Source organism: Butyricicoccus faecihominis (assembly GCF_014648015.1).
Taxonomy (GTDB): domain Bacteria; phylum Bacillota; class Clostridia; order Oscillospirales; family Butyricicoccaceae; genus Agathobaculum; species Agathobaculum butyriciproducens.
In genome coordinates this window covers 60483-75869 of the sequence record NZ_BMQH01000001.1, presented here as the reverse complement: position 1 = coordinate 75869, position 15387 = coordinate 60483, and the positions used below count along the sequence as shown (strand labels likewise).

14 protein-coding genes are annotated in these 15387 nt (G+C 57.2%); all 14 read right to left on the bottom strand.

Features of this window, described 5'->3' with window-relative positions; genetic code table 11:
• Positions 1–45 precede the first annotated feature (45 nt).
• The gene (locus IEY11_RS00280) at positions 46–1479 is read right to left on the bottom strand and encodes a UDP-N-acetylmuramoyl-L-alanyl-D-glutamate--2,6-diaminopimelate ligase (protein ID WP_188885438.1); all 1434 of its coding nucleotides are present in this window, start codon (positions 1477–1479) and stop codon (positions 46–48) included.
• A 9-nt stretch (positions 1480–1488) separates the two neighbouring features.
• Positions 1489–3888 (bottom strand): penicillin-binding transpeptidase domain-containing protein, encoded by a 2400-nt coding sequence (locus tag IEY11_RS00275; protein ID WP_188885437.1) that lies wholly within the window; start codon positions 3886–3888, stop codon positions 1489–1491.
• Positions 3889–3977: 89 nt separating this feature from the next.
• Positions 3978–4475, bottom strand: coding sequence for a cell division protein FtsL (locus IEY11_RS00270; RefSeq protein WP_119190253.1), 498 nt, complete (start codon positions 4473–4475; stop codon positions 3978–3980).
• 37 nt (positions 4476–4512) lie between these two features.
• Complete coding sequence (rsmH, locus tag IEY11_RS00265) at positions 4513–5448, bottom strand: 16S rRNA (cytosine(1402)-N(4))-methyltransferase RsmH (protein ID WP_188885436.1); 936 nt, start codon at positions 5446–5448, stop codon at positions 4513–4515.
• Between the two features lie 17 nt (positions 5449–5465).
• Positions 5466–5885, bottom strand: coding sequence for a division/cell wall cluster transcriptional repressor MraZ (gene mraZ, locus IEY11_RS00260; RefSeq protein ID WP_227600590.1), 420 nt, complete (start codon positions 5883–5885; stop codon positions 5466–5468).
• A 779-nt stretch (positions 5886–6664) separates the two neighbouring features.
• Complete coding sequence (locus tag IEY11_RS00255) at positions 6665–7120, bottom strand: hypothetical protein (protein WP_110436330.1); 456 nt, start codon at positions 7118–7120, stop codon at positions 6665–6667.
• Between the two features lies 1 nt (position 7121).
• Positions 7122–7607: a pantetheine-phosphate adenylyltransferase gene (gene coaD / locus IEY11_RS00250; protein WP_118728985.1), complete on the bottom strand. Its 486-nt coding sequence runs from the start codon at positions 7605–7607 to the stop codon at positions 7122–7124.
• 5 nt (positions 7608–7612) lie between these two features.
• On the bottom strand, positions 7613–8164 hold the full coding sequence (gene rsmD / locus IEY11_RS00245) for a 16S rRNA (guanine(966)-N(2))-methyltransferase RsmD (protein WP_118285618.1): 552 nt from the start codon (positions 8162–8164) through the stop codon (positions 7613–7615).
• A 110-nt stretch (positions 8165–8274) separates the two neighbouring features.
• Positions 8275–10098, bottom strand: coding sequence for an excinuclease ABC subunit UvrC (gene uvrC, locus IEY11_RS00240; RefSeq protein ID WP_188885435.1), 1824 nt, complete (start codon positions 10096–10098; stop codon positions 8275–8277).
• Positions 10099–10188: 90 nt separating this feature from the next.
• Positions 10189–10452, bottom strand: coding sequence for an HPr family phosphocarrier protein (locus IEY11_RS00235; protein WP_107632189.1), 264 nt, complete (start codon positions 10450–10452; stop codon positions 10189–10191).
• 239 nt (positions 10453–10691) lie between these two features.
• Complete coding sequence (locus IEY11_RS00230; RefSeq protein WP_188885434.1) at positions 10692–13085, bottom strand: endonuclease MutS2; 2394 nt, start codon at positions 13083–13085, stop codon at positions 10692–10694.
• A 102-nt stretch (positions 13086–13187) separates the two neighbouring features.
• Complete coding sequence (locus IEY11_RS00225; RefSeq protein WP_188885433.1) at positions 13188–13574, bottom strand: hypothetical protein; 387 nt, start codon at positions 13572–13574, stop codon at positions 13188–13190.
• 82 nt (positions 13575–13656) lie between these two features.
• Complete coding sequence (gene recO / locus IEY11_RS00220; RefSeq protein WP_118728989.1) at positions 13657–14412, bottom strand: DNA repair protein RecO; 756 nt, start codon at positions 14410–14412, stop codon at positions 13657–13659.
• Entirely contained in the window at positions 14413–15309 is an 897-nt protein-coding gene (gene era / locus IEY11_RS00215) for a GTPase Era (protein WP_118760298.1), read from the bottom strand. It lies immediately after the preceding gene.
• Between the last annotated feature and the right edge of the window lie 78 nt (positions 15310–15387).

Here is a 15387-nt window from a genome sequence, read left to right as displayed (position 1 = left end):
CTTAGGAACCGTTCTCCGTAGATAGGGGACTTTTGAAGTCCCCTATCACGCGAAATATTCCGCTACGATCTCGCGTTCATCCATGTGGTGCTTCACATGGTTTACTTCCTGATAGGTCTCATGTCCCTTGCCCATCAGCACGATGATATCGTCCTTCTGCGCGTGTGCAAGTGCCCAGTGGATCGCCTCCGGACGGTCCACGATGACCTGCATCGGCGTATCCGAATCCTTCATGCCCTCGAGAATGTCGTCGATGATGGCCTTCGGCTCCTCGGTGCGCGGATTATCGCTCGTTACAACGCAGAAGTCCGCGAGATCCGCCGCAATTTTACCCATCTTCGGGCGCTTGGTGCGGTCACGGTCGCCGCCGCAGCCGAACAGAGCAACAACACGGCCCTTTGCAAAGCCGCGAACGGCCTTGAGCACGTTCTCCACGCCGTCCGGTGAATGTGCGTAGTCGATGAGCACGGTGTAATCCGTATCGGTCGGCACGACCTCAACGCGGCCCTTAACACCGGTTGCGGTTGCCATGGACTTCGCCGCAGCCGCAAGCGGCATGCCGAGCTGCAGCACGATGCCGAGTGCGGTCAGTGCATTCTCGACCGAGAAATGACCCGGAATCGGCAGCTTGACATCTGCCTTTTCACCCTGATACTGCGCGGTAAACTCCACGCCATCCGCGTGCAGCTGCAGGTCGGTCGCTTCGAGATCAGCCTCCGGCTTGCCGCAGGAGAAGGTCATGCACGGGCACTTTGCGTCCGCGAGCATCTTCTCTGCCGCAGCATCATCCAGATTGATAACGCCCTTCTTGCTGATGGAGAACAGCAGCGCCTTTGCCTTGCGGTACTCCTCCATGGTCTTGTGGAAATCGAGGTGATCCTGCGTCAGATTGGTGAACGCGCCAACCGCAAACGGAATGCCGTGCACGCGGTCAAGCACCAGAGAGTGCGAGGAAACCTCCATGATCACATGCGTGCAGCCTGCGTCTCTCATGCGGGCAAACAGCGTGTGCAGCTCGTAGGATTCCGGCGTGGTGCGCTCGGTTTCGATCACTTCATCACCGATGAGGTTCTGGTTGGTGCCGATCAGACCCACCTTGTGGCCTGCGTCCTCAAGCATGTGCTTGACGAGGTAGGTCGTGGTGGTCTTGCCGTTGGTGCCGGTCACGCCGAGCATGACCATGCTCTCCGCCGGATGACCGAAGCGGTTTGCCGCGATCTCAGCCAGCGCAATACGGGAATTCTCCACAACGACTGCGGGGACGCCCTCCGACGCCTCCTCGCAGACAACGGCTGCCGCGCCCTGCTCCATCGCCTTGACGATGTACTTGTGGCCATCGGTCGCGTAGCCGCGGATGGCTACAAACAGGTCGCCCGGCTGTACCGCGCGGGAGTCGTAACGCACTTCCTTGATGTCAATATCCTGCGCGGCAGTGCTGTTTTTCACTGCTACATTCTTCAAAAGTTCCTGTAATTTCATAATTTCCTCCTATCGGTCGTTGACCGTCGTTGTATCGGAAAATTCTACCGTGACAACCGCACCGAGGCTTACCTTGGTACCGGCCTCCGGACTCTGCTTGGTCGCGGTGGTATCGCCTGTGATCTGCGCGGACGAAACACCCTTCTGCTTGAGGTACAGACCGTACTCCTCCAACGTATCGCGGCACTCATCCGGCGACATGCCGGACAGATCGGGCACTTCAACTGCCTCAGTCGGCTTTTCCTCGCCCATGTAGACGATAACCTTGCCACTGGCCGCAATGCGCATGCCTGCACTCGGCACCTGATCGGTGACGGTATCGCCGTCGCCCTTGATGATGCAGTCAAAGCCTGCGTCGGACAGCGTGGAAATCGCATCGTCGCGCGTCTTGCCGGATACACTCGGCACGGTCAGCTCACGGCGGTCGCTCTCGCTGTCGTCGTAGACCGGCGTAATGCCGATATACGGCAGCACATCCTCCATGATGCGGCCGACAACCGGAGCGGCGATCGTACCGCCGGTATGCGTTGCGGACTCCGGCAGGTCGTTGATGGAGACCAGAACCGCGATCTGCGGGTCGTCCATCGGCGCTACGCCGATGAAGGAGGCCGTGTAGCGGTCCTCGGTATCGAGCACCTTGCCGTCACTGTCGTATTCGGGCTGAATCTCGGAGGTCGCAGTCTTGCCGCCGACGCGGTAGCCGGGCACATACGCGTTCTTGCCGGTGCCGTTTGCGACAACCTGCTCCATCGCCTCGCGCATGTAAGCGGAGGTATCCTCGGAAATGACCTGACGGACCACCTCGGTCTCGTTCGTAGACTTGACCGAGCCGTCTCCGCTCAGCACTTCCTTGACGACGTACGGCTTTTTCAGCTTGCCGTCGTCCACGATCGCGCAGACCATGTTCAGCATCTGAATCGGCGTTACCGTGAAGCGCTGACCGAACGATGCGGTTGCCAGTGCGACTTCGTTCCAGTCACTGGCAACATCCAGTTTATGGAACTGACCCTTGCCCTCACCCGGCAGGTCGATGCCGGTCGGCTCGGTCAGGCCGAACGCCTTGTAAAAGTTGTAAAACCGATCCATGCCGACGCTCTGGGCAATCTGCATCATCGCTACGTTGCAGGAATTCATCAAGGCTTCGGTCAGCGTCTGCATGCCGTGGCCGCTTGTGTTTGCACACTTGATTTCCCAGTTCTCCACCTGCAGGGAGCCACCGCAGTAGTAGGTGTCCTCGGCATGGGTAGCACCCAGATCATACGCGGTGGAGACCGTCATCAGCTTGAAGGTGGAGCCCGGCTCGTAGTTATCCGCGATAACCGGATTGCGCCACGTTTTCATCAGGATATTGACGCGGGCGCTGCCCAGCTCATCCACCAGATCAGAATTGTCATGAATCGCCTCCGGCAGATTGTCCAGACCGCCCTTCTCATACCAGGCATCCGGAATTTCGGCCTTTACGTTCTCTTCCTTGAGGATTTTCGCAACATTTTCCTTGAGTTCGTTGATATACTTGTCGTTGGTCAGCTCATATGCACTGTTCGGGTCAAAGTCCGGCAGGTTCGCCATGGCGAGCACCTCACCGGTCTTGACGTCCATGACGATGCCGGAAACGCCGTCTCGCGCCTCCGGATTGTCGGCAAGTGCGGTCTCGAGGTGCTTTTCCAGATAGTTCTGGATATCGCTGTCGATGGTCAGCACAAGAGAGTTGCCGTCGGTCGCAGGGATATACTGCTGGGTCTCCGGCATAATGTCCTTGTTCTGCTGGTTCTGCACGCGCACCAGACGGCCCGCCGTGCCGGAAAGCTCGTCGTTATACTCGGATTCCAGGCCGTACGCGCCGTTGTTGTCGCTGCCGACGTATCCCAGAACCGCAGACAGGAAGGCGCCATGCTGATAGTACCGCTTGGTATCCGGCTCGGAGTAGACGCCGGTGCAGTCTGCCGCTTCGAGCTTCTCATCCAGTTCCTTGGATACGTCCTTATCGACCTTCTGCGCGATAATTTCGTACTGCGAGTTCGTCTTCCGGAGCTTCTCCATCACGGTATCGTAATCCACATCCAGCGTTTCGGACAGGATGGTCGCAAGCGTCTGCTGCTGACTTTCCGCCGTGATGCCCTTCTTGACCTTGCTCTCGTCCACAACGGCCTTCGGATCGACCGTAATGCGCTCTACGGCGGCGGATTCAGCCAGAACCTGCATGTTCGCGTCGTAGATCTTGCCGCGGTTGGGCGTGATGAACGTGTCGCGCGTCTGCAGCGCTGTCGCCTGCTGCACATAGAAATCGTGATTGAATACCTGCATATACAGCAGCCGCACGCCTACCAGCCCGAAACCGATCAGTGCAAACAGCACGGTCAGTCCGCGGATACGCGTGCGCATTTGATGGTTGGGTCCCTTAACTGCCATTTAGTCAGCCTCCATATTGTTCCTGAAAAAGCGTAAGGAGTCAGAAGTTATCCACCTCTCACTCCCCTGTACGCATTGTATTCAACTGCTTATCGGATATATTCCACAAGTGCGGAAAAGCGCGCTGCCAGTGCGCTCCACAGACCGTGCAGCGTCATGCCGTCGTCTGCAACGGTGACAAGATCCGGATTGGTCAGCTCCACATATTCGATCTGCGAATTGTCCATCTTGACCATTCCGAGCGTGTCCGTGGCGTACTGCTCTACCTCATCCATGTTCATGCTGTTCATCTGCTTGGTCGTCAGAGAAACATTCTCCGACTGCAGCTCGCTGAGCAGGTCGCTCTGCTCACTCGCTTCCGCGGTAAGCTGGGTCAGCTGCATCTGGCAGAACAGGATAAACGCCGCCGTGATCGCCACCAGAAAAATGCACGGATACACGCCCTGCATCACAGCAGGCTTGCGGCGGTGCTTCTTTTTCTTGACCGGCGCTGCCGCTACCTGCAGATGGCGTTTCGGCTGTACCTCACGCTGCGCAGGAACCTGATCTTCATATTTTCTTGCCGCGTTGTTCCTGCCAGAAGCCATCTTGCGCTTTCCTTTCTTTTGAATTTGCTTTTTCGGTTTAGATTTTTTCACAAACCCGGAGCTTCGCGCTTCGGGCGCGCGGATTCTCCTCAATTTCCCTTTCATCCGGCAGGATCGGCTTGCGCGGCGTCAGCCGAACCTTCGGCTTTTTGCCGCAGATGCATACCGGAAAGTCCTTCGGACAGGTGCAGCCCTGTGCCGCCTGCTGAAAAGCCACCTTGACGATGCGGTCCTCCAGGCTGTGGAAGGTGATGACCGCCAGTCTGCCACCCGGATTGAGACAGTCGATGGCTTTTTCCATTGCTTCCCGCACCGCGCTCAGCTCATCGTTTACCGCAATGCGGATCGCCTGAAAGCTGCGCTTCGCCGGATGCTGCTTTTCCCGCAGCGCTTTCGCGGGCATGGCACCCTTGATCACACGGACAAGCTCCAGCGTGGTCTGGATCGGCTTGTCTGCGCGTTCGCGCTCGATCGCCGCTGCGATCAGCGGTGCGTAGCGCTCCTCGCCGTACTCAAACAGAATGCGGCGGATCTCCTCGCGGCTCCAGCCGTTCACCACATCATACGCGGTCAGCTTCTGCTGCCGATCCATGCGCATATCGAGCGGCGCGTCCTGCATGTAGGAAAAGCCGCGCTCGGCATGATCCAGCTGTGGAGAGGAAACGCCGAGGTCGAACAGAATGCCGTCCGCACCTGCCAGTCCCTGTCCCTCGAGCACCTTGTCGATATCGCGGAAGTCGCTCTTGACCGGTGTGACACGCTGCCACACATCCTTGAGGCGGTCCTTCGCGTTTTCGAGTGCTTCGTCATCTCTGTCAATGCAAATCAAACGACCGGTATCATGCAAACGCTCCGCAATGCGGAGCGAGTGACCGGCGCCGCCGGTCGTGGCGTCCACATAAACGCCGTCCGGCTTGATCTGCAGAGCCTCAAGGCAAGGCTCAAGCAAAATGGATACATGATGAAATTCCATAGTTCCCTGCCCTTTTGTTAAAAATCAATATCTTCTACGTCCGCGGCAACAACTTCCGCGTCAATCTCGTCATTGTAAGCGCGCCACTTGTCGCTGTTCCAGATTTCCGCGTGGTCGAGCTGACCGATCACGGTAACATCCTTCTGCAGCTCCGCAAAGGTACGCAGGTTTGCGGGAATGAGGATGCGGCCCTGTGCGTCGAGCTGTGCATCGAACGCATTGGCGAAGTAGTAGCGCTTGACGCGTCTTGCCTTTTCGCCGTTGCCGAGCGTGCGGATCTTGTCCTCCAGACGCTTCCATTCCGCTTCCGGATAAACGGACAGACAGCCATCGAGGCCTTTGGTGACCGTGAAGTGCTCGCCGAGCTCCTCGCGCAGCTTGGCCGGCATTGCCAGACGACCCTTAGCGTCTATGGAATGCTTGTATTCGCCCTTCACTCATTCACACCTGCCCTTCCGCTTTGGTGGAATTTGTGACACTTTACCCCACAACTCTCCACCTTGATTTTATTATAGCGGTACGGAGAATAGATTGCAAGATATTTTTTGCATTATTGCACGAAAAATTCGGGCGTTTTTCTTGCAAATTTTATAGTTTTCGCAATTTTTACGAACAGTTGTTCGATTGTGTTCGTATGCGGTGTTTTCCTGCATTTTACTGCGAAGTGGAGAGTTATCCCAAAGCTTATCCACAGAGTGTGTATTTTTGTGCAATTTCAGCCGGACATTTTTCAGCCCGGTGGCGCAAAGTGGGTGTGAGGTTCTCTTTTTCGGCGTTAGTGGTGAGGAGTGGGTGAGGGGGTGGTGCAGACAAGGTGACGGCTGTTATCAAATAAAATTCGCAGGTGCCGTCCGCAACAACGCGTAAGCGAATTGTGCGGCACTGTCATGCCGCATCCAGCGTAGAGTTGCCGATATGTGTAGTAGTACGGTATCTGACACTGCAAACAGGTCTCGACATGGGAGCACACTGTGCTCCCCTACGGCAGAAAAAATCCTCTACCGTTCCCCCATAGTCTCAGTTCTCTGGCAGGCAGACGCTAAGAGGAAACGGGGTGATTCACAAGAGGGGTGGAAACCTTAGGTGTCCATCCCTCTTGTGCCCCTGCCGGGCAGGCAAGTTCCGTTCGCTTCGCAAGCGACAAATTCCCGTTGTGCCGGTACCGCAAAGAACACGAAAAAGCAGCCACCCGAAGGTGACTGCCTGCATTTCGGTTTTACTTTGCGATGCTCTTGAAGCGCTGGCGTGCCTTGCGGACCTCCTCCAGACCGAGAGCTACTGCCTCCTCGGTACGCTTGAGGGTATCCTCGCAGTACTCATTTGCCACGCGGCGCAGCTCACGAGCCTGAATCTCGGCGTTGCCCTGTACTTCCTTGGCCTTGCGGCGCGCCGCTACGACGATCTCGGTCTCGGAGACCATCTGACGTGCATCCTCCTCAGCCTGACGGCGGATCGCCTCAGCCTCGCGCTTGCCGGATGCCAGCATCTCACTGCGCTTTGCAACAATTTCCTGTGCCTGCTGCAGATCGTTCGGCAGAGCCTCACGCAGCTCGTCCAGCATATCCAGCATGTGGTCACGCTCTACGATGCACTTCTCGCCTGCCAGCGGAATGCCCTTTGCGTCCTGCACCATATCATACATGCGGTTAATGAGTTCCTCTAAAGTTGCCATTTTACTCTCCCTTTCTAATTCGGCGCACAATGTCCTGCATAATCCCCTCGGGAACAAAATCGGCGACACCGCCGCCGTGTACCGCAATATCCTTCACGATCGAGGAAGAGAGGTACATATATTCCGCACTTGTCATCAAAAACACGGTATCCAGCTCAGGATTGAGCTTGCGGTTGGCAAGTGCCATTTGGAATTCGTATTCAAAATCCGAAACCGCACGCAGACCCTTTACGATGGCGCATGCGTTTTTCTGCTTGGCGTAGTCTGCCAGCAGGCCGCCGAAGGATTCCACCTCGACGTTCGGCAGGTCAGCCGTTGTCCGCTTTAAGAATCCCACACGTTCCTCGGCGGAAAAAGCGGGTTTTTTGTTCTGGTTGTGCATTACCGCAACGATCAGCCGGTCAAACATGACCGACGCACGGCGGATGATATCCAGATGTCCCAGTGTAACAGGGTCAAAGCTGCCCGGATAAATCGCAATTTTCATTTATTTCATTCCGTTTCGCCACTCTGCCGCTGCAGAATGGTAATCATGGTTGCGCCGTAGCGGCGTTCCCGCACGACTGCGAAGCCGTGGGAGAATCTGTCCTCTACTGCACTTTCGCATATTATTATACCATTTACAGAGAGAATGTCAAACGTTTCTATCTGTTTCAGCGCATTTTCTAAGATCACGCCGCCGTACGGAGGATCCAGAAAGATCACGTCGTACCGTTCCCTGCCTGCTTTGGAAACAAATTCCGCTGCCTCCGTGCGGTGGAGTGCCGCCTTATCCTTCACACGCGCACTTTCGACGTTTTTGCTCACGATGCCGTAAGCTGCCTTGTTGTGCTCGACAAAATCGCAGTGAGCAGCGCCGCGCGAAAGCGCCTCAATGCCAAGCTGACCGGTGCCCGCAAACAGGTCGAGCACCTCGGCACCGCGCACATGATCCTGTATCAGATTGAATACGTTTTCTTTTACCCGATCGGTGGTCGGGCGGGTGTTCATGCCGGGCACCGGCTGCAGCTTGCAGCCGCGTGCAGTTCCGGATACAACTCTCATGGTAGCCTCCTGCTGAAATTTTTAAACAATAACATCACTCTATCGTGTAGGGCGGGATGAGAGCACCCCGCCCTATGGAAACCCAGATACATCATGCGGTTTCGTAATATTTATGAATCCTGATGAAAAAATTCGTAAACGCTCTGCGCGGCATTCCTCGGCAGAATCCTTGCCAGCTCCTGCTCGGACGCCTGCCGGATATTCTCAATGCTGCCAAAGTGCTTGAGCAGGTCGGTTCTGCGCTTATCGCCCACGCCCGGGATTTTATCCAGTGTGGAGCCGCGCACCTTTTTGCCGCCCAGCTTGCGGTTATACTCGATGGCGAACCGGTGGACCTCCTCCTGCATACGGCCGACGAGCGCAAACAGCGCCGGAGTCGCCGAGATGCCGAACTCACGGCCGTCCGGCGCAACGAGGGCACGGGTACGGTGGCGGTCGTCCTTGACCATGCCGAAGCACGGGACAGACAGCCCGAACGAATCGAGCACCTCCTTACAGACATGCACATGACCCAGACCGCCGTCGATCATGAACGCATTCGGCAGCGGCGCAAACTTCTCGTCGCCGTCCACATAGCGCTGCACGCGGCGCGTGAGCATTTCACGCATGGAGGCATAGTCGTCCTGTCCGTTGGCAGCACACGCAATCTTAAACTTGCGGTAGTCGCTCTTTTTCGGCTGACCCTCGACAAACACGATCATCGAGCCGACCGTATCCTGTCCGGCGAAGTTGGAAATGTCGTAGGCTTCCAGCCGGAGCGGCAATGCCGCCATACCGGTGACATTCTGCAGCAGTTCAAGCGATTTATGCCGTCTCTCAGACTGCTTCTCTCTGCGTTCGATCTCCTCGAAGGCGTTTTTCTCCGCGAGGCGGGTCAGCACCCGGCGTTCGCCGCGCTGCGGCACGGCAAGCTCCACCTTGCACTCTGCGATGGATGAAAGGTACTCACCCACGGCGTCCTGCTCCTCGATTTCATGCGAGAGCAAAACGGTTTTCGCCACCGCATTGCGCTGCGCGTAATACTGCTTGATGAACGAGGAAAGCACCTCGGCAGGGTCGCTCTCGGTGACGTGGAAGAACGTGTATTCCTTATCCTGCAGCGTGCCGCCGCTGTAATGCAGCACGCAGACACACGCGCGGGTCTGTCCCTGCACAAAGGCGATAACATCCAGTTCCGCGAACGCACCCGCGACAACATGCTGCCTGGTGCCCAGCTTCTGGATGGCACGCAGACGGTCGCGCAGGACGGCGGCACGCTCGAACTGCAGTTCCTCGGCCGCTTCGTTCATCTTCTCGGTCAGCTCACGCTCGAGTTTTTTTGCGTCGCCCTCGAACAGCGAGATCGCCTGTTCGATCAGCGCGTGATACTCCTCCGGACTGACCTTGCCGGTGCACGGCGCGCAGCAGCGGCCAAGGTGCAGATTCAGGCATGGACGGTCCTTGCCGATGTCCCGCGGGAAGGAACGCGCACAGCTTTTCAGGTGCAGTGCTTCACCAATCGTATCAATCGCTCGTCTTGCGGCGCCGCGGCCCATGTACGGACCAAAGTACCGTGCTCCGTCATGTGCAGGCTTGGAGACAATTTTGAAATCCGGGTAGGGCAGCGTAGTGTCCAGCCGCACATAGGGATAGCCTTTGTCGTCCTTGAGCAGAATGTTGTACTTCGGCTTGTACTTCTTTATCATCGAGTTCTCGAGCACGAGCGCTTCAAACTCGCTGTCCGTGACGATGATATCGAAGTCGTCGATATGGCTGACCAGCTGGCGCGTCTTGGCGTTCAGCCGTTCGGGAGGCTGGAAGTAGTTGGACACGCGGTTGCGGAGCAGCTTGGCCTTGCCGACGTAAATCACCTTTCCGGTCTTATCCTTGTGCATATAAACGCCGGGCTGCATGGGCAGCCTGCGCACGCGCTCCTTCAGCTGTTCTCTTGTCATGCGGACTGCCCTCCTTGCCCTCAATCGTCATTTGCAAAAATAAAAGCGCCGATCAAAACAACCGGCGCTTTTCCCTCAGGACGCGATAACTTAGTCAGTAAAATTGGATGTGATAAGCTCAACCAGTGCGGAAACAGCCTCTTCCTCATCCGGGCCATCAGCGATCAGGTTGATGGTAGTGCCCTTGGTGATACCCAGGGACAGAATGCCGAGCAGGCTCTTCGCGTTTACGCGGCGCTCTTCCTTTTCTACCAGGATGGTAGACTTGAACTCATTTGCCTTCTGAATGAAAAAAGTTGCCGGGCGGGCATATAAGCCTACCTGATTGGTAACCTGTACCTCTTTTGAATACATATCTGCATCGCTCCTATTTCTTCAAATCCGTTGTATATAGTCTATCGCTTTTTTGCATTTTCGTCAAGGACTATTTCCAGATGTGCCCTTTGCTTTTTAAATGAATTTTTCAAAAAACGTACTGATTTATAGGGCATTATGCCCTATTCGCCGGTTTCCGATTCCTAAAACAGGTATTTTTAGGGCAATACCACATAATTCATTAAAAGAAATCTATGCGTAAACTGTGCAGGATTGCCTCAGCGCAATTCGACGATTGTTACGCCCTGCTCTCCTTCGCCGTAAACACCGCTGCGGACGCTCTTGACGCGCTTGTTTTTCCGCAGATGCTGCTGCACAGCCGTGCGGAGCACGCCGGTTCCCTTGCCGTGGATGACCGTGACAGACGGCAGTCCGGCCATGATGGCGCGCGACAGGAAGTTGTCCACCTCAAAGAGAGCCTCCTCGGCGCTCATGCCGCGCACATCGACTTCGCTTTCCGCCGAACGGATGTTAAGTTCTCTGCGCGGAGCGTCACGCCGCGGCTGCGGCTTGGGCTTGGGCGCGTTCTTCTTCTCCTCGACGAGACGCAATTCGTTCTCCTTGACCGTCATCTTCATCGGGCCGGCCTGCACCTGCACGCTGCCGTCCCTGTCCGCCGGAGCGAGCACGGTCGCAATGACGCCGCCGACGTTGAGCAGGCGCACGCGGTCGCCCTTCTGCACCGAACGAACCTCGTCAGCCTCGACAACGCGCTTCTGAATGCCGCGGCGCTGTTCGTTCTCGGTCTGGGTGATGACACCGCGCAGCGCCGCCTTGGCTGCCGCAAGGTTCTGGTCGGCGTTCTTCTTCTGTGCCTTCTTTTTGAGCGTTTCCAGCTCGTCAAACACGGTTTCCGCCGTCATGCGGGCATTTTTGAGGATGTTGTCCGCCTGTCCGCGGGCGCTCTCCATCATCTTGTCCACACGATCCTCGGCAGCATCGCGCTCGGCACGCATCTTGTCGCGCTCGGACTGCGCGGCAGAGCGCATGCGCTGCGCTTCTTCCTTCATCTGCTCGACACGGCGGCGTTCGCGCTCAAGCTCCGCCAGAACGTCCTCAAAACGGGCGTCCTCAGTGGAGACCTGCTCCTTCGCCCGCTCGATGATGGTCGGCTGCAGACCCAGACGAGCCGCAATCGCGAACGCATTCGACTTGCCCGGAATACCGGTCAGCAAACGGTAGGTCGGCTGCAGGGATTTGACGTCAAACTCACAGGAGGCGTTCTCTACACCGTCCGTGGTCAGCGCAAAGGTTTTCAGCTCGGCGTAGTGCGTGGTCGCAGCAACGCACGCGCCCATCTGGCGGGCATAGCCGATGACGGCAACCGCCAGTGCCGCGCCCTCGACCGGGTCGGTACCCGCACCCAATTCGTCGAACAGCACGAGGTCGCCCTGCCCGCAGCAGTCCATAATAGACACGATGGTCTTCATGTGCGCAGAGAACGTGGACAGGCTCTGCTCGATGCTCTGCTCGTCACCGATATCGGCGTAAACATGCTCAAACAGGCCGATTTCCGACTGTTCATTCGCCGGAATATGCAGGCCGCTTGCCGCCATGAGCGACAGCAGGCCGAGCGTTTTGAGCGAAACCGTCTTGCCGCCGGTGTTCGGACCGGTGATGACGAGGGTGTCGTAATCGTAGCCGATGGCGATGTCAATCGGCACCGCCTTGTCCTTATCCAGCAGCGGATGACGCGCACGGAGCAGCTTGCAGCGGCTGCCGTCCTCGACCAGTACGGGCGCACAGGCGTTCATGTCGAACGACAGCTTGGCACGCGCAAAGATGAAGTCCAGCGTGGTCAGCGCATCGTAGTCCTGCTCGATGGCGCCCTTATACATGGACACGCGCGATGACAGTTCCGCGAGAATGCGCTCGATCTCGTTTTCCTCGCGGCCCTCGAGCACCTTAATCTGGTTGTTGATTTCCACGACCTGCTGCGGCTCGACGAACACGGTCGCACCGGTGGACGAGGTATCGTGCACCAGACCGGGCACATCGCCGCGGTGCTCCACCTTGACCGGCACAACGAAGCGGCCGTTTCTCTGGGTGATAATATTCTCCTGCAGGTACTTGGAGCGCTCGCCCGAGATCATGCGGTTGAGCGTTTCGCGCACCTTGCCGGACACGCGGCGCAGTTCACGTCGGATGCTCAGCAACTCGGGAGACGCGCCGTCCGCGATCTCCTCCTCGGAGATGATGGCGGTCGTGATAGATTCCTCCAGATCACGGTTGCCGGAGAGCAGACCGAAAATGGGCGTGAGCGTGGTCTTGGTTTCGTGCTCGGCATCGTACAGCAGAGCACGGCGCGCGGTCTGCAGCAGGCTTGCCACCGCCAGCAGCTCGCGCGGATTGAGCGTACCGCCGCGGTCCGCGCGGGACAGGATCGCGCCTACCTCTCGGATGCCGCCAAAGGCAGGACTGCCCTGACGAACCATCAGGTCCTTCGCGTCCGTGGTCTGCTGCAGCCACAGCTCGGCCTGCTCGTGGTCGTCCAGCGGACGAAGTGCACGGCATTTCTCCTTTGCCGCCTGGGATGCCGCCTGTCCGGCCAGTTTTTCCAGTATTTCGTAGTATTCCAGTGTTTTAAGGGATTTTTCGCCTAATTTGTTCATTTCAAACTCCCGTAAAATCTTCTTGTTGTTTATTCGCTTTCGCAGGGTGCGCCGAGGTCGTCGCACCCTACGATATAGCTGTGCATTATCTTATAACTGCGTTTACCCCATCCAAACCAGCACCGCCATGACCGCCAGCGACACGATGACAAGCACCATATTGCCGCGCCAGATGCGCAGCAGTGCTGCACCGGTCTCGCCGCTTTCCTCGGCAACGTACTGCCACTGTTCTCTTCGACCGGGGTTCCAGAACCAGATAAAGCCGAACTCGGCAGCAATGCGCTGATAGTCCTCAACCGGCAGATTGGCCTTGCAGTCGTTCAGGAAGCACCGTCCCAGCCACAGCATATATCCGATGGCGCACAGTACACCGAGCAGCAGCGCAGGCATTTTTACGCTCGGTATGAGCCAGAACAAGGCAATCACACAGACGTCTGTAAGAATCAGGTTTTTGGTTACCTTCCACATGGAAACTGCTTTGCGATCCATACCGCTGCTCCTTTCTCGGGATAGGTTTGCATATCTGATGATAGATCGTGCAGGCTCGTCACTTCTACACTCTTCTACACAGTTATTTTATAGGCATCTGCAGCGATTGATAAAACTGCAGACTTTCGAACCCGCGTCCGAGGTGGTACTTCACATACTCCTCGGCCATGCCGCAGAACTGCTCTCTGGCGGGTCCGCTGAGTGCGAACGCATAGACCTTGTTCGGCTCGGCTGTAAGCACATGAAGCATCGCCCGCAGGGTACTGTCCACAAGCTGTGCATAACCGCCGACTCTCCCCGCGCACTTTGCGTCCGCGGCTGTGCCCGCCCGAACGGAAAAGCACACCGGCGGGTTCTCTATCACCTCGCTGCACACACCGCACGAGGTTAAATCCGGTGCGTAGCCGCTCTCAGCCATAATGCGCCACTCGAAAGCTGCCTTGACAAGCTCGGGGTTGCGTTTGCCGCCCTCGAGTGCGTATAGCGCGTACAGCAGCAGACGGCACAAGGCCGGATTGTCAAAATCCGGCACAGTCAGAGCGGTTGTCAGCTCGTTTAAGTAGCACGACAGCGCGTACTTCTCAATATCGCCTGCCAGCGCGAAAAACGAGTGTACCAGGTCGGCGTCCCGCAGGGTGTACCTGCCGCCTCTGTCCGACAGAATGAACTCCGAGTAGCACAGCTGCCGTGCCGCCGGATTTTGCTTTTTTCCGCGCCGCGCGTTCTTGCACAGGATTTCAATCCTGCGGCCGTCCTCGGTCAGTGCGGTCAGATAGCGGTCAAAGTCACCGAAATCCACCTCGCGCAGACCGAGTGCCCGCAGCTTGACCTCGGCCATTTACTGATCCTCGTAGCCGAAGTTGCGCATCTGGTACTGGTTGTTGCGCCAGCCCTCCTTGACCTTGACCCACAGCTCGAGGAATACCTTGGCATCCAGCATGCGCTCGATGTCCGCGCGCGCCTGCTGGCCGATTTCTTTCAGCATCGCGCCGCGCTTGCCGATGATAATGCCCTTGTGGCTGGCCTTCTCGCAGTAGATCACCGCGTTGATCTCCACCAGACCGTCCTCGCGCTCGTTCCAGCGCTCAATGCCGACGGCTACACCGTGCGGAACCTCGCGGTCGAGCAGGCGCAGCATCTTCTCGCGGATAATTTCAGCGACAAGCTGACGCTCCGGCTGATCGGAGACCATGTCCTCCGGGAACAGCTGCGGGCCTTCGATCGCATACTTGTCGATTTCGGTGAGCAGCTCCTCTACACCCTCGCCTGTGCGTGCCGAGATGGGCACAACCGCGTCGAACTCATGTGCTGCCGCGTAGGTCGCAATGACAGCGAGCAGCTCTTCCTTCTTGACGGTGTCGATCTTATTGATAACGAGGATCGCCGGCATGTGATGCTGCTTGATCTGTGCAATCAGGGTTTCCTCGGCAGGACCGATGTTCGGGATCGGCTCTACCACCAGAACGGCAACATCCACCTCGGAAACCGTGTCCGTCACCACCTTGCACATGTAGTCGCCCAGACGGGAGCGCGGCTTGTGCAGACCCGGGGTGTCCAGCAGAACATACTGCGTTTCACCGCGGCTGAGTACGCCCGTGATGCGCGTGCGCGTCGTCTGCGGCTTGCTGGATACGATGGCCACCTTCTGACCGACCAGCTTGTTTGTCAGCGTGGATTTGCCCACGTTCGGCCGTCCTACAACGGATACGACCGCAGTTTTTGTAATTTTGCTCATTTATTTATCTCCAGTACAGTAATTGAGAATTGAGAATGGAAAATTGAAAATGTCGCTATTCTTGCGCGAGTTCCGTCC